Origin of the sequence: Clostridium moutaii (assembly GCF_041205085.1) — a bacterium.
In the GTDB taxonomy this organism is placed as follows: Bacteria; Bacillota; Clostridia; order Clostridiales; family Clostridiaceae; genus Clostridium_B; species Clostridium_B moutaii.
The window spans coordinates 109,048-127,527 of sequence record NZ_JBGEWD010000005.1; the positions used below are offsets into that span (position 1 = coordinate 109,048).

The window sequence follows — 18,480 nt, forward strand, 5'->3', positions numbered from 1 at the left end:
ATATAATGAAAAAGAAATTATTGAAGTTATTAAGTCTGGGAGTGATGACTACATGTTTGATGTTTACCTTATCTGCCTGTGGAAATCAAAAGCAAACATCTGATAGCAGTGAAAAGGTGGTAAATTTATTTACCTGGGCCAATTATGTACCTGATTCTGTAGTAAATGAGTTTCAAAAACAAACTGGAATAAAAGTAAATTACAGTAACTTTTCTACCAATGAGGAGATGCTTGCAAAACTTCAGGCTTCCAAGGGATCTCAGTATGACGTAGTAATATGCAGTGATTATATTATTGAAGTTATGGGGAAACAAAAAGATATTTTAATGCAGCCTATAGATAAATCAAAAATACCTAATTATAAGAATGTGGATCCTCAATTTTTAGCTCAGCCCTATGATAAAGACAACAAATATTCTATACCATATACCCTGGGCAGCCAGATGATTGTATATAATTCTGAAAAGGTGAATTTCCCTATAAAAGGGTATAAGGATCTTTGGAATCCTGCACTTAAAAATTCAATAGTGCTTGTAGATGATCCTAGAATAGTAATAGGTATGACACTTAAGAAATTAGGCTATTCCATGAATGAAACAGATCCTAAAAAATTGGATCAGGCTAAACAGGAACTAGATAAACTAAAGCCGAATGTAAAAGTGTTTGATGCAGATACACCACATAACAGTCTTATAAACGGTGATGCTACGGTTGGATTCATGTATGGTTCGCAGGCATCCGCAGCAGTTAAGTCAAATCCAAAATTCAAAATAGTATATCCTGAAGAAGGAATGAATGCCGAGGAAGATAATTTTATTATACCAGTAAAGGCACCTCATAAAGAAAATGCAGAAAAGTTTATAAATTTTATGTTGGACGGTAAGATAAGTAATGAGGCTACTACAGCTAATGAGTATGTAAATACAAATAAGGCTGCTAAAAAATACATGTCTAAAGAATACTTGAATAATAAGGCGGTATTTATACCGGATGCAGAGTTAAAGAGAGCTGAAAGGTTTAAAGATGTAGGAAGTGCTACAAAAACTTATGACTTAATATGGTCTGAATTTAAACAGAAGTAATACTTAGGAAATACTTTTAGAAATCAAATGTATTCACAGAAAAAAGTATTTTGAAGGGGGGTTAATTTTATGAATATCTATGATGTAGTTATAAAAAATGCTCAAATTGCGGATCCGGAGCAGGAGGTTATATTGAGAGGCAATATAGCACTGCTAAATGGCAAGATAGCTGCAATTACCAGCGAGAATATAAAGGGAAAAAGAGAAATAGATGCTAAAGGTTATATAGTAAGTCCTGGGTTTATAGATATTCATGCCCATATTGATGGGAATATGAGTTGTGGAGAATTATCCTTGGTTCAAGGGGTCACTACCACAGTAGGAGGCAATTGCGGTGGTGGGCCATTGAACTTAGATGAATTTTTCAGAGTACAAAATGGAAATGGATTTTTGATAAATCAGCTTCAATTTATAGGACATTCATTTAGTTTGAGGCACAGAGTGGGAATTACTAACTCTTATATTGGAGCAACAGAAAATGAGATAGAAAAGATGAAGGCCATTTTGGAAAAAGAATTTTATAATGGTGCAGTAGGATTATCCTTTGGACTTGAATATGCTCCAGGATCTTCTTTTGAAGAAGTTATAGCTTTAAGTAAAATAGCTTCGAAGTATAAAAAATTAATTTCTATTCACACTAGACTTAAGGCCCCTAATGATCTAGAGTCACTTAGGGAAGCTGTTAGAATTTCTGAACTCACTGGAGCGTTAGTACAGGTGTCCCATCTGGTATATCAGTATGGAACAGGGGTTATGACTGAAGCACTTGACATTCTCGATGAGGCAAGAAAAAGGGGAGTTAATATATGGGCAGACAGCGGTATGTATACTTCTTTTGCCACAGGTATGAGCACTAGTGTTTTTGACAAAGAGCATATTAGAGAATTTGGGTGGAAGTTCAGTGATTTATATATTGCTTCTGGAAAGCTTAGAGGAAGGTGCCTTACAAAAAAATTATATGAAAGTATGAGAAGAAAAAAGGAAAATACAATAATAATTTGTAATACTGGAGTGGAGGAAGAAATTTACGAAGCCCTTTTAAAAGATTATATAGTATTGTCCTCGGATTCAGGATCTAGTCCTACAGGCAATATGGGAGAAGGACATCCACAAAATACAGGTACTTTTCCACGGCTTTTCAGAAAGATGGTAAGAGAGAAAAAGTATATTTCACCTATCAAGGCTATTGAAAAGTGCACTTTGACACCAGCTCATATACTTGGACTTAGAAATAAAGGCAGAATGGCTGTAGGATGTGATGGAGACTTAGTTATATTTGACCTGAATACTATTTGTGATAAATCGGAGTTTTTAGGAAGAGGTAGACCAGATGCATATCCTGAAGGAGTTTATTATGTAATTGTAAATGGACAGATAGTATTTGAAAATGGTAAGATCAAAAGGGGAGTCTTGCCTGGAAGGGCAATTGAAATGAAATGATTTTAGATATAAAATATATATTATTATACATTTTAGGAGGATTTTTATAATGTCGATTTTGGTTTGCGGTGGAGCTGGATATATAGGCAGTCATATGGTTGCAAGGTTGCTGGAGGAAGGAAAAAAAGTTATAATATTGGATAATTTTGAAAAAGGACATAAAAATGCTATTTTAGGCGGTAAGGTATATGAAGGAGATTTAAGAGAGGAAGGTGCACTAAATAAAGTTTTTTCAGAAAATGAAATTGAAGCAGTAATAGATTTTGCAGCTTATTCTCTGGTGGGAGAAAGTGTAAATGAACCCATTAAATATTTTGAAAACAACGTAGGAGGCACTTTAAATCTGATAAAAGCCATGAAAAAGTATGGTGTAAAAAATATAGTTTTTTCATCAACAGCAGCTACCTATGGGGAACCCAAAAGTGTACCTATTTTAGAAAATGCACAGACCTGCCCTACCAATCCTTATGGTGAATCAAAACTTACAGTGGAGAAGATATTAAAGTGGAGCGATAGGGCTTATGGAATAAAATATGCAGCACTTAGATATTTTAATGCTGCAGGAGCACATGTAAGCGGAGTTATTGGAGAAGATCACAGACCAGAATCTCATCTGATTCCAATAATACTTGAAGTAGCTTTGAAAAAAAGAGATAGAATATTTATATTTGGGGACGACTATAATACTGAAGACGGAACCTGTGTAAGAGATTATGTACACGTTACGGATTTAGCTGATGCTCATCTTTTGGCATTAAATAAAATTATGAGTGACAGAAAAAGTAAAACTTACAATTTGGGAAATGGCAGAGGCTTTTCTGTAAAGAAAGTGATTGAAGTTTCGAGGCAAGTAACTGGTGAAAAAATAGATGCTGAGATTGCTCCAAGAAGAGCAGGGGATCCTGCTGTACTGGTGGCTTCTTCTAAAAAAGCAGGGGAAGAACTTGGTTGGAATCCAAAATATAATTCTCTTGAGATGATTATTGAAACTGCATGGAATTGGCATAAGAATCACCCCGATGGATATGAGAGGTAAGTACAATACATAGTGAATATGAATGGGAAATGAAAAATAATGATAAATAGGAGAGGAGCTGAAAAGTGTTAAGTAGACCCGTGTTTATTTAACAATCATATGGATTATAAGAAACTAGTAGCAGAAAAAATTCAAGAAAATATAAATGTAAATTTACAACTGGATTTTATAGAAGGTTTAATAGAGATACCTCCAAAGCCTGAAATGGGGGACTATGCATTTCCATGTTTTCAATTGGCAAAAAATCTAAAAAAATCACCTAATATAATTGCACAGGAATTAAAGGATAAAATAGAAAAAAATTATTTTGAAAAAATTGAAAATCAGGGAGCTTACTTAAATTTTTTTGTGGATAAAAATACATTTACAAGAGATGTATTGACGAAGGTGCTGGAGCAGGGAGACAAATATGGAAGTTCATCTATAGGAAAAGGAAAAAATATAGTTGTGGAATATTCTTCTCCTAATATTGCAAAACCATTTCATGTAGGTCATCTGTTTAGTACTGCCATCGGAAATTCCCTCTATAAAATGATGAGTTTTGAGGGCTATAATTGTACTAGAATAAACCACCTGGGAGATTGGGGAACTCAATTTGGAAAGCTTATAGCTGCATATAAAAGATGGTGCGATGAAGAAAAACTCCATAAAGATCCTATAAAAGAGCTCTTGAGAATATATGTAAAATTTCATGAAGAAGCGGAAAAAGATCCTGCTCTTAATGAGGAGGGCAGAATGCACTTTAAGAGGTTAGAAGATGGGTGCAAAGAGGAAGTTGAACTTTGGAAGAAATTTAAGGAGTTGAGCCTTAGAGAATTTAAAAAGATATATGCGTTATTGGGAGTGGATTTTGATTCCTATGCAGGAGAAAGTTTTTATACGGATAAAATGGATGCGGTTATTGAAGAAATAGATAAAAAAGGACTTCTTGTAGAGAGCAATGGAGCAAAAGTTGTTATGCTTGATAAATATAATATACCCCCTTGCATTGTAAAAAAATCAGATGGTGCAACTATATATGCCACTAGAGATTTAACGGCAGCTATATACAGAAAAAAAACTTATGATTTTTCCAAGTGCATATATGTGGTGGGAATGGATCAATCACTTCATTTTAAACAGGTGTTTACTACCCTTAAATTAATGGGAGAGGACTGGGCGGATTCATGTGTACATGTGGGCTTTGGATTAGTCAGATTTGCGGATAAAAAGCTTTCTACAAGAAAAGGCGATGTAATATTTTTAGAGGATCTTTTAAATAAGTCGGTACAAAGAACTCTTGAAATAATAGATGAAAAAAACCCTAAGTTGGAAAATAAGCTTCAAGTTGCTCGAAAGGTTGGAATAGGAGCTGTAATATTTACTTACTTAAAAAACAACAGGGAGAGGGACATAGTATTTGACTGGAATGAAATGTTGAGTTTTGAAGGAGAAACTGGTCCCTATGTTCAATATAGCTATGCTAGGGGAAAGAGCATATTGAGGAAGTCAGAAAATATAAATGGTGATGTGGATTACAGTAAATTAAATAGCAAAGAAGAATTTGAACTTGCAAAAGTCCTCAATAATTTTAAAAGTTCTATATTAAATGCCATAGATAAATTAGAACCATTTATGGTAACCAGATATGTAATAGACGTAGCAAAAGCTTTTAATAAATTCTATAATGCCCACAGTATTATAAATGCAGGAGACGAAACTATAAAAATTGCCAGACTTCAGCTTGTAAAGGCAACCTGTCAGGTATTGAAAAATGGATTAAATCTGCTGGGAATTGATGTAGTTGAAAAAATGTAGTATTGATTGATGTTTCAAGGTGTATTATAGAATTAAGAGAGGAGAAGTTACATTAGGTAACGGATATTATGGAAATTAAAGAATATGAACAGGTTACAACCATAGGAGAGAGTGAATTTTTAAAATGTAATATGGAGAATATATCATATTTTGATATAGAGACTACAGGGTTTGACAGAGAGAGTCATAGTATAATACTCATATCCTTGGGGAAGTTTTTAGGAAAAAACAAATTTAAAGTAAAACAGTATTTTGCAGATGATTTAAAGGATGAAAAGGAGATATTATATAAATTTTCCGTAGATATTCAAAAGGATAATATATGGTGTTCTTATAACGGCATGGCTTTTGATGAGCCATTTATAAAGGAAAGAATGGTTCAAAACAATATATGTTTTACTTCCCCCAGGTATCATGTGGATTTATACAGGATTATAAGGCCATATTACAAACAGCTTGGTATGGAAAGGTGTAATTTGAAGACCGTAGAGAAATATATAGGCATAAACAGGAGAGATAAAATAGATGGGGGTATCAGTGTTGATCTTTATGAGGAATTTTTATTATCTAAAGATAAACATATAAAAGACACCATAATGCTTCATAATTATGAAGATGTGTTAAATTTGCCTAAAATTCATGAACTTGCTATTAAAATAAAGGACAGCAATATTCTTGTAAGAAAAGATTGTATTACTGAGAAACAGCTAAAATATTTAAGGGTTCTTTTGAGAAAAAATAAGATAAATTTAGATATACAGCTGAATAGAATATCTAAAAAGGCGGCCTCTCATACTATAGAATACCTATTGAAAGGTGAGAATAATTCAGATGAATTAGTAAATATAATAAACAGCAGTTATTAATAGTATTTTAATTTAATCTAAAACTTTTGAAATCCATGAAGATGTTGTATAATAGAAGGGGAGGTGGGTATATGGCAGTAAAAGAAATAATGCGTTCTCATATTATAAAATTAAAGAAAGAGGATAGCCTGTGTAAAGCTTTAAATGTTATGGACAATCATAATATAAATGGTGCACCGGTAGTGGATGAAGATGGAAAATTAGTTGGAATGATAGTGAAGGCGGATATATATAGATTTTTGATGGAAGAGGGGCATTATGACACTTGTCCAGTAGATTGGGTTATGTCAAAGGACGTAGTTACTGCCTATAGTGATGAGAATATTTTTACTGTAGCAAAGAGATTGAGAGAAAAAAATATAATAGCTATTCCCATAATTGATGATAAAAATATAGTAGAAGGAATTGTATCCATTGAAGATATAATGGATTACCTAATAAAAAAGTCCTAATATGTAATTAGGACTTTTTTTTCTTAGTATCATGATAAGGGCAGTTGGTAGTGGAACAGCAATCACATTTACCCTTAGATTTATCTTTAAGATTTCTATATAATATATAACCTGCAGCTAGCACTACTACAGCTGTTATTACAATTTCCAAAAACATTATAAAAGCACCTCCATCAGCCAAATATCAAAGTAGCTATTCTGAATACCAGGAAAGAACCTATCCATGCAAGTAGAATTTGATATGTTACAGAAAAAGCAGCCATTTTATTTCCGTATTCTTTTTTCATAGTCGCTATTGATGATATACATGGAGTATAAAGAAGTACAAAAACTAAAAAAGCATAAGCAGAAATAGGTGTAAAACGAGTAGGCAATATGGTAGATAAGTTTCCGCCATATACAATTCCCATAGTACTTAACACGATTTCCTTAGCCATAATGCCGGTTATAAGTGATACTGAACTCTGCCAGTTGCCAAATCCCATAGGTGCAAATATAGGACTTATAAAGTTTCCAATGGAAGATAAAATACTTTTATCCATATCCACCATGCCGGATAAATTGAAATTAGATAAAAACCAAATTAGAACGGACATGGAAAATATTATTGTACCAGCTTTTCTTAAAAACCCCTTAGCTTTTTCCCAGGTATGGAAAAGCAAACTTCGTGCTTGGGGAATATTATATTCTGGAAGTTCTATTATGAAAGGTTCTTCATCTTTCTTAAATATAGTGTTTTTAAAAAGAATTCCAATTAAAAAGGCTGTTGCAATTCCGAGAATATATAGGGAAAAAACCACAGTGGTTTTATGATTCACGAAAAAAGCAGATGCAAACAGGGCATATATTGGGAGTCTGGCATTACATGACATTAAAGGTACCAATAAAGCTGTTAATTTTCTGTCCTTTTCACTTTCTAAAGTTTTGGAAGACATAATTGCCGGAACTGAACATCCAAAACCTACTATAAGGGGAATAAATGCTTTTCCAGACAGACCCATTTTCCTCATAAGCTTATCCATTATAAAAGCTCCTCTTGCCATGTATCCACTATCTTCTAAAAATGATACACCGAGAAACAGACAAAATATAACTGGGAAAAATACAATTACAGATCCTACTCCAGCAAGGATACCATCAACTAAAAAGGAACTAAACCAAGGACTGGTTGATGAAAGTAGTCCTTTTAAATAAGGGGTTAAAGAACCATCTACAAAATCACTAAGAGTATCTGCTATAGGTTGGCCTACCCAACTGAAGGTAAATTTAAAAATTAATATAAGTGCTAATAAAAATATTGGGTAAGCCCAAAACCTATTTAAAACTATCTTGTCTATTTTTTCAGTAATAGAGGTGATATCTTTTTTTGTCCTTGTCAAACATTTTTTCAGAACATCGGTTATATAAGAATAAGCTTCTTTTTCATTCTCAAATTTAAATTTTTCACTGTCATCAGCAGATTGCTTAAAATCACCATTCTTTAAAATTTCAAGAAGTTTGTCTATTCCCGCTCCCTTAGTTGCTATAATTGGGACTACAAGTACTCCAAGTTCTTTAGATAATATCGAAAAGTCTACTTTAAAGCCTTTTGATTCAGCTACATCCAGCATATTTAACACTAATACAATAGGCTTATTAAATTGTTTTAATTGAGTAGTCAAATATAGATTCCTATTTAAATTGGAAGAATCTACAATATTTATTATAACATCTGGGTCACCATTTAATAAAAATTCCTTTGATACCTTTTCCTCATTGGAATAAGTATCCATAGCGTATATACCTGGCAAATCTACTATTTTTATAGAATTGTCTATATAACCCTCTTTTTTTTCTACAGTTACTCCAGGCCAATTGCCTACATATTGATTTGAACCAGTTAAGTGATTGAATAAAGAAGTTTTACCTACATTTGGATTTCCCAGTAAAGCTGCTACAATCATAATAATCCTCCTGTCATCCATAGTATACTATCAATACTTACATTATAATCAATAAACACTTAAATTAAATCAGCTATTGATATATTTTTTGCATCTCTTTTACGTATAGCCAGATTAAAACCTCTTAAATTTATAACGATTGGATCTCCTAAGGGGGCAGAAGTCTTTACAAGTATTTCAGTACCTTCTATGCAGCCAAGAGCTAGAAGTCTTTTAACTAATTTCTTATCTCCACTTAAACTTTTTATAAATCCCTTTTCGCCAGGTCTTAAATCACAAATGCTCATAATAAATCACCTCAACAATTAATTTATAAGTAATGAAAATCATTATCATTTCCTGAATTCATAATATCATATTTAATATGTACTGTCAATGAACTGGTATATAAAAATAAATTATCATATATTTTGTATTTTTACTATAATATTAAGAGGGTTTTTTAAAATTTCTCTAGGGACTTGTAAAACTAAAATATAGATATGTGCTAAAATAATATTGTAAAATAGAATTTTTATATAAATATAAAGGAGAAATAACAGATATGAATACTGTAGCTTTTTTTGATATTGACGGTACTTTATATAGAGAAGGTCTTATAACAGAAGTTTTTAAAAAATTGGTTAAATATGAGATAATACCCGCTGAAAGGTGGTATAAAGAAGTTAAACCAGAATATGATAGGTGGGATAAGAGAAAAGGAAATTATGACAACTATCTTTTAAAAATGGCAGATATATATATTGAAGCCATAAAAGGTCTTCATAAGTCTCAGGTTGAATTTATAGCTAAAAATGTAGTGGCACAAAAAGGAGATAGAGTATATTCTTATACTAGAGACAGGATAAAATGGCATAAAGAAAGGGGAGACAAGATATTGACTGTATCAGGAAGCCCTGTAGAATTGGTGAAGGAAATGGCAATTAAACATGAATTTGATGATTACGTTGGTGCTGTATATATTAGAAACAGCGACGATGTGTATACAGGAGAAGTTGTTCCAATGTGGGATAGTGAAAGCAAAAAAAATTCCATAGATATGCTTGTTAAAAAGTATGATATAGATTTGGATAAAAGTTATGCTTATGGAGATACTTCAGGTGATTTTTCAATGATGAAGATGGTTAAGAATCCTGTATGTGTAAACCCTACCAGGGAGCTTTTAAAAGAAATATTAGATGATGCAGTATTGAGTAAGAAAATAAATATAGTAGTTGAAAGAAAAGATATGATATATAAATTAAAAGCAGAAAATATCAAGTGTCTTTAGGTGCTGTGGAATTTGTCAATAAGAAATGCCTTTCCTTATCCAGGGATGTAGCATTGCTTATCTCGCTGTTTTACGAAGCTGTGAGCGTTAGCAATGCCATCCAGCGGATAAATTGGAGGATTAATATACAAAATATATACAACTGTATAAAGTTTAAATTGTGTAATTTAGAATAGTTAGAAAAGAGTGGTAAAGTGATAGAAAGAATTAATGATATTGACGTAAAAAAACCAGTGATAGAGAATTCATTAAAGGTGGGTGATAATAAATGTATTTTTAAAGATGCTGTATTTTTTGATCTGGAACATTATATATATAAAAAACCCATATGTATAGGTGTATTTGGATGCTGTTTTTATGATTATAAAAATGAGAGCTTGAAAGTAACTCAATATATGATAGAAAATAAAAAAGATGTAAAATCCATACTTAAATTATCAAAAAGGTATTTTAAGACCATGATTGAAAAGGGTAAAAAATATATAGTTACTTTTTCAGGAAATAATGATTTTACAGTGATAAATTATCTTTTTAAAAAATATAATATGGAATTTAATATACAGGATTATTTTATAAGTATAGATTTACAGAAACAATATGAGAATGAAATCCATAAATCCATAGGATTGAAGGCACTGGAAAAGGAATTTGGGATCACCCGTGAAAATGGTGTTATAAGTGGTTCAAATCTGGCTAAAACCTTTTGTAAGATAGTGAAGGATAGTGAATATATAAATAGAATGCCAAACATGAAAAAAGAAAAAATATTGTTATATAATGAGCAGGATGTAGTTAGTCTTTTTGATATATATACAAAATGGAACGATGTTTTTGTAAATTCTATATAAAATACTTTAAAAAAGATATCGAATATTGTAATATATATATTAGCTATGTTTATGAGGAGGTGAATAACTTGATTTTTACTCCTATAAAGAGTACAAAGGTATATGAGCAGGTAATAGAACAAATTGAGAATATGATTGTAGACGGCACCCTGAAAAAAGGGGATAAGCTTCCCTCGGAAAGGGAATTGGTAGAACATCTGCAGGTAAGCAGAACTTCTATAAGGGAAGCATTAAGGGCACTGCAAGTTATGGGTTTAATAGAAAGTAGACAAGGTGAGGGCAATTTTATAAGGCAGAGTTTTGAAGAAAGTTTGTTTGAACCTCTTTCTGTAATGTTTATGCTTCAAGGAGGGAATCCTGAAGAAATAATGGACGTTAGAAGACTTATAGAAATAGAAACTGCTTCTATGGCTGCAGGAAAAATAAATGAAGATCAGTTAAAGAGTTTAAAAAAATTATCAGACGCCTTCAAGACTTCTAGAAATGAGCAGGATAATGTAAAATTTGATAAACAATTTCATTATGAAATTGCACAGGCTGCGGGAAATTTTTTAATAATAAATATTTTAAATGCCATGTCTTCCTTAATGGATGCCTTTTTAAAAGATGCTAGAAGCAAAATATTGGTAAACAAGGAAAATGTAGAAGTGCTTGCGAAGCAGCATATGGGAATATACGAGGCACTCAGAAATCATGATGTGAAAAGAGCTTCAGATGAAATGAAAAAACACCTTGATTTTACCAATGCATATATAAAAAGTCATATATAAAAAAATTTTTAAAGAGCTACAATTATTTTAATAGATGCTAAAATTTCATTTAATATGCTGTATTAATAAATTCTGCATATTAAATAAAATTTTATGCTGTCTGCGGTTAAAGTAAATAGATTTTTTATATTGGTTAATTTATTAACTAATATAGGATATTTATATTTAATTTTCATATAAATAAATTTTTTTATTTATATGATTATGCTGTAAACGTTATAGCCGTAATATAAATTAATTAATTCTATAAAATAAATTGATGTTAAGAAAATAACAATTATGGAAATATTGAAACAGTTGTGATATGATTATCTCACAACTGGTAGTACCATAGTACCATAACACATAGTACCATAACGTATAGATAGAACTTGGGGGGAGGATTAGAATGAATGTTTATTTACTTTTTTTCATTGCGCTAATACCAATAGTATGGCTGATGGTTTCATTAGGTGTTTTGAAAATACCAGGTCATAAAACTTGTCCTTTTACACTGATTATTACTATATTATTAGGAATGTTGGTATGGAAAATGCCAATTTTAAATGCTGCAACTGCAACACTGGAGGGATTTGCCCTTGCCGTATGGCCTATTATGATTGTAATAATAGCAGCTGTATTTACTTACAATCTTACCGTTTACACTAAAAGTATGGATGCAATTAAAAAAATGATGACGGGTATAACAACAGACAACAGGATACTGGTGCTCATTTTAGCTTGGGCTTTTGGAGGATTTATGGAAGCCATAGCGGGGTTTGGAACTGCAGTTGCAATACCGGCCAGCATACTTGCAGGGCTTGGATTTAACCCTGTTTTTGCAGCTATCATATGTTTAATTGCCAATACCACTCCTACTGCTTTTGGAGCCATAGGGATTCCCGTGACAACCCTTGCAAAGGTTTCCAATATTGATGTAACACAACTTAGCTATGCAGTAGGTCTTCAACTGACTATTTTAATTATTATTGTACCTATTATACTTGTAATGCTTACAGGTAAGAGTGTAAAGGCCATAAAAGGTTTTTGGGGAATATCTCTTGCATCTGGTATTTCTTTTGCAGTTCCTCAATTGTTAGCAGCAAAATATTTAGGGGCAGAGCTTCCTGCAATACTTGGTTCCGTAGTATGTATGGTGGTTACAATAGCTGTAGCTAAAATATTCTATAAAGATACTGCCGCAAAAGATGCTGAAAAGGTTTCCCTTAAACAGGGGGTATTAGCATGGCTGCCATTCATATTGGTTTTTATATTTGTAATATTGAGCAGTGCGTTGTTCCCGCCAATAAATAAGGCACTTTCTTCAATAAAAACATCAATACTTATTTATTCTGGAAAAGGAGCATCACCTTATGTATTTAATTGGGTGTCAACTCCAGGAACACTGATTATAATAGCAACTTTTATAGGAGGACTTATTCAGGGTGCCAAATTTATGGAGATATTAAAAGTTCTAGGCAATACCTTTAAACAAATGTATAAATCAGCTATCACCATAATTGCCATAGTGGCACTTGCAAAAGTAATGGGTTACAGCGGGATGATAAAATCAATATCAGTAGTCTTAGTAAGTGCTACAGGAAGATTTTATCCTCTTATTGCTCCCATAATAGGTGCTCTGGGTACATTTGTAACTGGAAGTGACACATCAGCTAATGTATTGTTTGGAGGTCTTCAGGTGGAAGTTGCAAGATCACTTCATTTAAATGAGTTCTGGCTTGCGGCTGCAAATACAGGAGGAGCTACGGCAGGAAAGATGATATCACCTCAAAGTATAGCAGTTGCTACAGCAGCTACAGGGCTTGTGGGACAAGAGGGGAAAATATTAAATGCCACTTTGAAATTTTGTGTAGTATATGTAATTATATTAGGGCTAATTGCTTATTTTGCAGGACCTATATTTGGGTTTAATTAAATTGAAGAAGGGAAGGTTTGCCTATGCCAGTAATAAAATTACCTTATAATAAAAGAACTGTTGAAGTTGAAATAGATGATAAAAACCTTGCGGCAGTACTTGAGTCAAAAGCAGAAAGTTATAAAACAGAACTTACGGAATCTGAAATAGTTGAAAGTGCACTTGACAATCCCATAGGATCTCCGAAGCTGGAGGAGCTGGTTAAAAATAAGAACAATATGGTTATAATAAGCAGCGATCATACAAGACCAGTTCCAAGTAAAATTATAATGCCCATACTTTTAAAAAGAATAAGGAAGATAAATCCCAATATTGATATAAAGATTTTAATTGCAACAGGATTTCATAGGGCTACTACTAGGGAAGAACTCATAGATAAATTTGGTGAAGAAATAGTCAAAAATGAAAATATAATAGTTCATGACTCGGGGAATGATGCCAGTTTGATCAAGGTAGGTACACTTCCATCAGGAGGGGAACTTATAATTAATAAGATAGCAGTAGAAACAGAACTTTTAATTGCAGAGGGTTTTATAGAATCTCATTTTTTTGCGGGATTTTCAGGTGGAAGAAAAAGTATACTTCCTGGAATAGCTTCAAGGAAAACCATTATGGCCAATCATTGTTCGGAATTTATATCAAGCCCATATGCTAGAACAGGTAAATTAAAAGATAATCCAATTCATAAGGATATGCTCTATGCCGCAGAAAAGGCAAAGTTAGCTTTTATAGTAAATGTAGTTATAGATGGAAATAAAAAAATAATAAATGCTTTTGCGGGTAATAGTAAATTGGCTCATGAAGAGGGCTGTAGATTTGTCATGAAGTTATCTAAAGTGAATAAGGTAGAAGCAGATATTGCCATTTCCACCAATGGCGGTTATCCATTGGATCAAAATATATATCAAGCAGTTAAGGGAATGACCGCAGCAGAAGCAACCTGCAGAGAAGGTGGAGTAATAATAATGGTGTCTGCCTGTAATGATGGTCACGGCGGTGAAGGATTTTACAATAATTTAGCTCATGTGAAATCCCCAGAAGAATTTTTGGAAAAAGTTTCTAAGGTTCCAAGAGGAAAAACTGTACCTGATCAATGGGAATCTCAGATACTTGCCAGAATACTTCATAAATGTACTGTAATTATGGTTACTGATATGTGTCAACCTGAGATTATAAAAAGTATCCACATGCAACATGCCTATACTATTAAAGAAGCTCTGAATAAAGCATATGACATTGTGGGGAGAAATGCAAAAGTTACTGTTATACCGGATGGAGTTGCTGTAATTGTAAATTAGACAATAAAATTATTTTTAAGTTTATATAAATTTTGGAGGTAGTTTAAATGGATATATTAGTATGTATAAAACAAGTTCCAGGGACATCAAAAGTTGAAGTCGATCCTGTAACGGGAGTATTAAAAAGAGAAGGTATAGATTCCAAAATGAATCCTTATGATTTATATGCATTGGAAACTGCACTTAGAATTAAAGAAAAGCATGGTGGAATAGTAAAAGTAATAAGTATGGGACCGCCTCAGGCCTCTGATGTAATAAAAGAAGCTTATATGATGGGGGCAGATGAAGGTGTGCTGCTATCCGACAGAAAATTTGCAGGAGCAGATGTATTGGCAACTTCTTATACTATATCCCAGGGAATAAAAAGGATGGGACATATAGATTTAATACTTTGTGGAAAACAGACTACAGACGGCGATACAGCGCAGGTAGGACCTGAGATGGCAGAGAATTTAGGAATACCACATATAGCTAATGTTTTAAGTATTGAAGAAATAAAAAGTGATTCCTTGATTGTTAAAATGGATATGCCTAATACTGTGGAAATATCAGAGGTAAAATTTCCATGCCTTTTAACAGTGGAAAAAGACATATTTCAACCCAGACTTCCATCTTTTAAGAAAAAGATCGAGACAAAAGACAGGGAAGTTAAGGTGTTGGGTTATAAGGATTTTGAGGATAAAAATGAAAACATGTATGGGCTTAATGGTTCGCCTACACAAGTAGAGAGAATATTCCCACCGGAGGTAAATACTGATAAAGAAATGTGGAATGGAACTGCAGAAGAATTGACAAATAAATTAACTAAAAAACTTAGAGAATGTAAGTTTATATAAATTATTAGGAGGAATTGAAAAATGGGTAAATTGGTAATAAATAAAGATAAGCTTACGCCTTCCGTTATAGAGGAATTGGTTGGTATATGTCCTTTTGGTGCTATGGAAAACAAAAATGGAGGTTTAGAAATAAATGCTGCCTGCAAAATGTGTAAATTGTGTGTAAAAAAAGGCCCTGAGGGAGTAGTGCAATTTATAGAGGATAAGGTCGAAGAAATAGATAAAAGTCTTTGGAGAGGAATATCCGTATATGTAGATCATGTAGGAGGAAATATACATCCTGTGACTTATGAACTTATAGGTAAAGCCAGGGAATTGGCAGCAAAAATAAATCATCCAGTATATGCGGTATTTGTAGGATATAATATAAAGGACAAGGCAGAAGAATTATTGCATTATGGTGTAGATGAGGTTTTTGTATATGATTATGAGGATCTTAAAGATTTTAGAATAGAACCTTATACAGCAGCGTTGGAAGATTTCATAAATAAAGTCAAGCCATCAACTCTTCTTGTAGGTGCAACTACAGTGGGTAGATCCCTTGCTCCTAGAGTTGCAGCTAGATTTAGGACTGGCCTTACTGCTGATTGCACGGTTCTTGATATGAAAGAAAATACGGATCTTGTACAAATAAGGCCTGCATTTGGTGGTAATATAATGGCTCAGATACTAAATCCAAACCATAGACCACAGCTTGCTACAGTAAGATATAAAGTCATGGATGCTCCTGAAAGATCGGAAAATACTTCAGGAAAAATAAATATACAACATTTGGACAAAACAAAGTTTAAATCTGGGATAAAAGTGCTGAGGGTAACTAAAAAAGAAATTGAAGAAGAAATATCAGAGGCAGATGTTATAGTTGCAGCGGGCAGAGGTGTTAAATCTGAAAAGGATTTAGCAATGATAAAAGAACTTGCCGACTTACTTGGAGGTCAGGTAGCTACTACCAGGCCACTTATAGAAGCAGGATGGATAGATGCAAAGAGGCAAATTGGATTAAGCGGAAGAACAGTTAAACCAAAACTTATAATAACTTGCGGCATATCCGGTTCAGTTCAATTTGTAGCTGGTATGAATAATTCTGATCTGATTATTGCAATAAATAAGGATCCAAAGGCAACTATATTTGATGTAGCTCACTACGGTATTGTAGGAGACATATATGAAATTATACCGAAACTTATAGAGAATATTAAATCAGAAAAGGGATTAAAGGGATTATATGAATTGGTTTAAAAATTATCCAGTGTATTTCAAATCTTTAAGTTTAGTTTGGAGGAAAAAATATGGAAATGTGTATTGAAAGATATAAAAAATTAGATAACAATGATATAAAGTTTTTTGTAGATTTACTTGGGCAAGATAGAGTTTTTACTGGTGAAAATATAAATGAGGATTACAGTCATGATGAATTAGGTGGAGTAAGCAGATATCCTGATGTTATGGTAGAAGTTTTAAGTGCAGAAGAAGTTTCAAAAATAATGGTTTATGCCTACAAAAACAACATCCCAGTGGTGGCAAGGGGTTCAGGAACAGGATTGGTTGGTTCATCAGTTCCAATAGAAGGTGGAATAATGATAAACTTAACTAAGATGAACAATATACTTGAATTAGATGAGGAGAATCTTACCTTAACACTAGAACCAGGAGTTCTTCTTATGGAGATAGCCAAGTTTGTAGAAAGTCATGATTTGTTTTATCCACCAGATCCGGGGGAAAAGTCAGCTACTATTGGAGGAAACATAAATACCAATGCAGGTGGAATGAGGGCCGTTAAATATGGTGTTACAAGGGATTATGTAAGAGGACTTGAAGTAGTACTTCCAAATGGGAATATTATACAAGTAGGAGGTAAAGTAGTTAAAAACAGTTCTGGTTACAGTATAAAGGATTTAATATGCGGATCTGAAGGAACTCTTGGAATAATTACAAAAGTAATACTAAAGCTCCTCCCGCTTCCTAAAAAATCAATAAGTTTACTTGTACCTTTTCCTAATTTGAATAGGGCCATAACCACGGTTCCAAAAATAATAAAGTCCAAAGCTATACCAACTGCTATAGAATTTATGCAGAGAGAAGTTATACTTGCAGCAGAAGAGTTTTTAGGTAAGAAATTCCCGGATAAATCATCAGATGCATATTTACTGCTTACTTTTGATGGAAACAGTAGGGAGCAAATAGAGGCTGATTATGAAAAAGTGGCAAATATATGTTTAAAAGAGGGAGCTATTGATGTATATATTTCAGATACAGATGAGAGAAAGGAATCAGTCTGGTCTGCGAGAGGGGCATTTTTGGAAGCAGTTAAAGCCACAACTACCGATATGGATGAATGTGATGTGGTTGTCCCAAGAAACAAGGTAGCTGAATTTGTAAAATATACAGATGAGCTTCAGAAACAATTTAATATAAGAATAAGAAGTTTTGGGCATGCAGGGGATGGAAATATACATGTATATATTTTAAAAGATGATCTTTCAAATGGGGAATGGAATAAAAAGTTAAGTGATGTATTTGATTGCATGTATAAGAAATCCGAAGATTTAAAAGGAGCTGTTTCAGGTGAACATGGAATTGGGTATGCCAAGAAAAAGTATATATCTCGTCAGTATGGAGAGGATTATATTCAGCTCATGAGAAATATAAAACTTGCCTTTGATCCTAAAAATATATTAAATCCAGGTAAGGTTTGTGAATAATTGAAAAATAAAAGCTTTCGTAATATTTTACGAAGGCTTTTATTTTTTACAGAAAACATTCAAATTTTAATAAAATGTTTTATTTAAGTTATTGTATATTTATAATAAAAGAAATACTGCAATAATAACTTAATATAATATAAAATCTTATGTATCATAGAAAAATTAAAAAAAATAAATTAATTTTTATAAAAAATATTGCATATTTATTCATAAAGTCATATA

17 protein-coding genes are annotated in these 18,480 nt (G+C 32.7%); 14 read left to right on the plus strand and 3 right to left on the minus strand.

Annotation, left to right across the window (positions count from 1 at the left end):
• The first annotated feature begins 5 nt into the window (after window positions 1-5).
• The 6 genes from AB8U03_RS07040 to AB8U03_RS07065 all read left to right on the plus strand — a co-directional run bounded on the left by AB8U03_RS07040 (window position 6) and on the right by AB8U03_RS07065 (window position 6,673).
• Window positions 6-1,082, plus strand: a complete 1,077-nt coding sequence (locus tag AB8U03_RS07040) for a polyamine ABC transporter substrate-binding protein (RefSeq protein ID WP_369703842.1) — start codon at window positions 6-8, stop codon at window positions 1,080-1,082.
• A gap of 69 nt (window positions 1,083-1,151) precedes the next feature.
• Window positions 1,152-2,522, plus strand: coding sequence for an N-acyl-D-amino-acid deacylase family protein (locus tag AB8U03_RS07045; protein ID WP_369703843.1), 1,371 nt, complete (start codon window positions 1,152-1,154; stop codon window positions 2,520-2,522).
• Between the two features lie 49 nt (window positions 2,523-2,571).
• A complete protein-coding gene (galE, locus tag AB8U03_RS07050) occupies window positions 2,572-3,558 on the plus strand; it encodes a UDP-glucose 4-epimerase GalE (RefSeq protein WP_369703844.1) in 987 nt (328 codons plus the stop codon).
• Window positions 3,559-3,657: 99 nt separating this feature from the next.
• Window positions 3,658-5,355, plus strand: a complete 1,698-nt coding sequence (gene argS / locus AB8U03_RS07055) for an arginine--tRNA ligase (RefSeq protein ID WP_369703845.1) — start codon at window positions 3,658-3,660, stop codon at window positions 5,353-5,355.
• A gap of 68 nt (window positions 5,356-5,423) precedes the next feature.
• Window positions 5,424-6,221, plus strand: coding sequence for a ribonuclease H-like domain-containing protein (locus AB8U03_RS07060; RefSeq protein WP_369703846.1), 798 nt, complete (start codon window positions 5,424-5,426; stop codon window positions 6,219-6,221).
• A gap of 71 nt (window positions 6,222-6,292) precedes the next feature.
• Window positions 6,293-6,673, plus strand: a complete 381-nt coding sequence (locus AB8U03_RS07065) for a CBS domain-containing protein (RefSeq protein ID WP_369703847.1) — start codon at window positions 6,293-6,295, stop codon at window positions 6,671-6,673.
• A 7-nt stretch (window positions 6,674-6,680) separates the two neighbouring features.
• On the opposite strand, the gene AB8U03_RS07070 is transcribed toward AB8U03_RS07065, so the two are convergent.
• From AB8U03_RS07070 to AB8U03_RS07080, 3 genes are read right to left on the minus strand one after another with little or no spacing between them, the layout of a single operon-like run.
• Complete coding sequence (locus AB8U03_RS07070) at window positions 6,681-6,830, minus strand: FeoB-associated Cys-rich membrane protein (RefSeq protein ID WP_369703848.1); 150 nt, start codon at window positions 6,828-6,830, stop codon at window positions 6,681-6,683.
• Window positions 6,831-6,846: 16 nt separating this feature from the next.
• Window positions 6,847-8,616: a ferrous iron transport protein B gene (feoB, locus tag AB8U03_RS07075; protein WP_369703849.1), complete on the minus strand. Its 1,770-nt coding sequence runs from the start codon at window positions 8,614-8,616 to the stop codon at window positions 6,847-6,849.
• A gap of 59 nt (window positions 8,617-8,675) precedes the next feature.
• A complete protein-coding gene (locus tag AB8U03_RS07080; RefSeq protein WP_369703850.1) occupies window positions 8,676-8,903 on the minus strand; it encodes a FeoA family protein in 228 nt (75 codons plus the stop codon).
• 257 nt (window positions 8,904-9,160) lie between these two features.
• Between AB8U03_RS07080 and AB8U03_RS07085 the strand changes: the two genes are divergently transcribed.
• The 8 genes from AB8U03_RS07085 to AB8U03_RS07120 all read left to right on the plus strand — a co-directional run bounded on the left by AB8U03_RS07085 (window position 9,161) and on the right by AB8U03_RS07120 (window position 18,255).
• Window positions 9,161-9,886, plus strand: a complete 726-nt coding sequence (locus AB8U03_RS07085) for an HAD-IB family hydrolase (RefSeq protein ID WP_369703851.1) — start codon at window positions 9,161-9,163, stop codon at window positions 9,884-9,886.
• Window positions 9,887-10,080: 194 nt separating this feature from the next.
• Window positions 10,081-10,734, plus strand: coding sequence for a ribonuclease H-like domain-containing protein (locus tag AB8U03_RS07090; RefSeq protein ID WP_369703852.1), 654 nt, complete (start codon window positions 10,081-10,083; stop codon window positions 10,732-10,734).
• Between the two features lie 71 nt (window positions 10,735-10,805).
• Window positions 10,806-11,504, plus strand: coding sequence for a FadR/GntR family transcriptional regulator (locus AB8U03_RS07095; protein WP_369703934.1), 699 nt, complete (start codon window positions 10,806-10,808; stop codon window positions 11,502-11,504).
• A 388-nt stretch (window positions 11,505-11,892) separates the two neighbouring features.
• Window positions 11,893-13,419: an L-lactate permease gene (locus AB8U03_RS07100; RefSeq protein ID WP_369703853.1), complete on the plus strand. Its 1,527-nt coding sequence runs from the start codon at window positions 11,893-11,895 to the stop codon at window positions 13,417-13,419.
• A gap of 23 nt (window positions 13,420-13,442) precedes the next feature.
• A complete protein-coding gene (gene larA / locus AB8U03_RS07105; protein ID WP_369703854.1) occupies window positions 13,443-14,717 on the plus strand; it encodes a nickel-dependent lactate racemase in 1,275 nt (424 codons plus the stop codon).
• A gap of 47 nt (window positions 14,718-14,764) precedes the next feature.
• Entirely contained in the window at window positions 14,765-15,553 is a 789-nt protein-coding gene (locus AB8U03_RS07110) for an electron transfer flavoprotein subunit beta/FixA family protein (RefSeq protein ID WP_369703855.1), read from the plus strand.
• A 21-nt stretch (window positions 15,554-15,574) separates the two neighbouring features.
• Window positions 15,575-16,792 (plus strand): electron transfer flavoprotein subunit alpha/FixB family protein, encoded by a 1,218-nt coding sequence (locus AB8U03_RS07115; RefSeq protein WP_369703856.1) that lies wholly within the window; start codon window positions 15,575-15,577, stop codon window positions 16,790-16,792.
• Window positions 16,793-16,842: 50 nt separating this feature from the next.
• A complete protein-coding gene (locus AB8U03_RS07120; protein ID WP_369703857.1) occupies window positions 16,843-18,255 on the plus strand; it encodes an FAD-binding oxidoreductase in 1,413 nt (470 codons plus the stop codon).
• Window positions 18,256-18,480 lie beyond the last annotated feature (225 nt).

What these genes read in the sequence shown, in the direction of transcription:
- AB8U03_RS07040 (WP_369703842.1), top strand. Translation starts at nt 6, where the DNA reads ATGAAAAAGAAATTATTGAAGTTATTAAGTCTGGGAGTGATGACTACA.
- AB8U03_RS07045 (WP_369703843.1), top strand. Translation starts at nt 1,152, where the DNA reads ATGAATATCTATGATGTAGTTATAAAAAATGCTCAAATTGCGGATCCG.
- galE (WP_369703844.1), top strand. Translation starts at nt 2,572, where the DNA reads ATGTCGATTTTGGTTTGCGGTGGAGCTGGATATATAGGCAGTCATATG.
- argS (WP_369703845.1), top strand. Translation starts at nt 3,658, where the DNA reads ATGGATTATAAGAAACTAGTAGCAGAAAAAATTCAAGAAAATATAAAT.
- AB8U03_RS07060 (WP_369703846.1), top strand. Translation starts at nt 5,424, where the DNA reads ATGGAAATTAAAGAATATGAACAGGTTACAACCATAGGAGAGAGTGAA.
- AB8U03_RS07065 (WP_369703847.1), top strand. Translation starts at nt 6,293, where the DNA reads ATGGCAGTAAAAGAAATAATGCGTTCTCATATTATAAAATTAAAGAAA.
- AB8U03_RS07070 (WP_369703848.1), bottom strand. Translation starts at nt 6,830, where the DNA reads ATGTTTTTGGAAATTGTAATAACAGCTGTAGTAGTGCTAGCTGCAGGT.
- feoB (WP_369703849.1), bottom strand. Translation starts at nt 8,616, where the DNA reads ATGATTGTAGCAGCTTTACTGGGAAATCCAAATGTAGGTAAAACTTCT.
- AB8U03_RS07080 (WP_369703850.1), bottom strand. Translation starts at nt 8,903, where the DNA reads ATGAGCATTTGTGATTTAAGACCTGGCGAAAAGGGATTTATAAAAAGT.
- AB8U03_RS07085 (WP_369703851.1), top strand. Translation starts at nt 9,161, where the DNA reads ATGAATACTGTAGCTTTTTTTGATATTGACGGTACTTTATATAGAGAA.
- AB8U03_RS07100 (WP_369703853.1), top strand. Translation starts at nt 11,893, where the DNA reads ATGAATGTTTATTTACTTTTTTTCATTGCGCTAATACCAATAGTATGG.
- larA (WP_369703854.1), top strand. Translation starts at nt 13,443, where the DNA reads ATGCCAGTAATAAAATTACCTTATAATAAAAGAACTGTTGAAGTTGAA.
- AB8U03_RS07110 (WP_369703855.1), top strand. Translation starts at nt 14,765, where the DNA reads ATGGATATATTAGTATGTATAAAACAAGTTCCAGGGACATCAAAAGTT.
- AB8U03_RS07115 (WP_369703856.1), top strand. Translation starts at nt 15,575, where the DNA reads ATGGGTAAATTGGTAATAAATAAAGATAAGCTTACGCCTTCCGTTATA.
- AB8U03_RS07120 (WP_369703857.1), top strand. Translation starts at nt 16,843, where the DNA reads ATGGAAATGTGTATTGAAAGATATAAAAAATTAGATAACAATGATATA.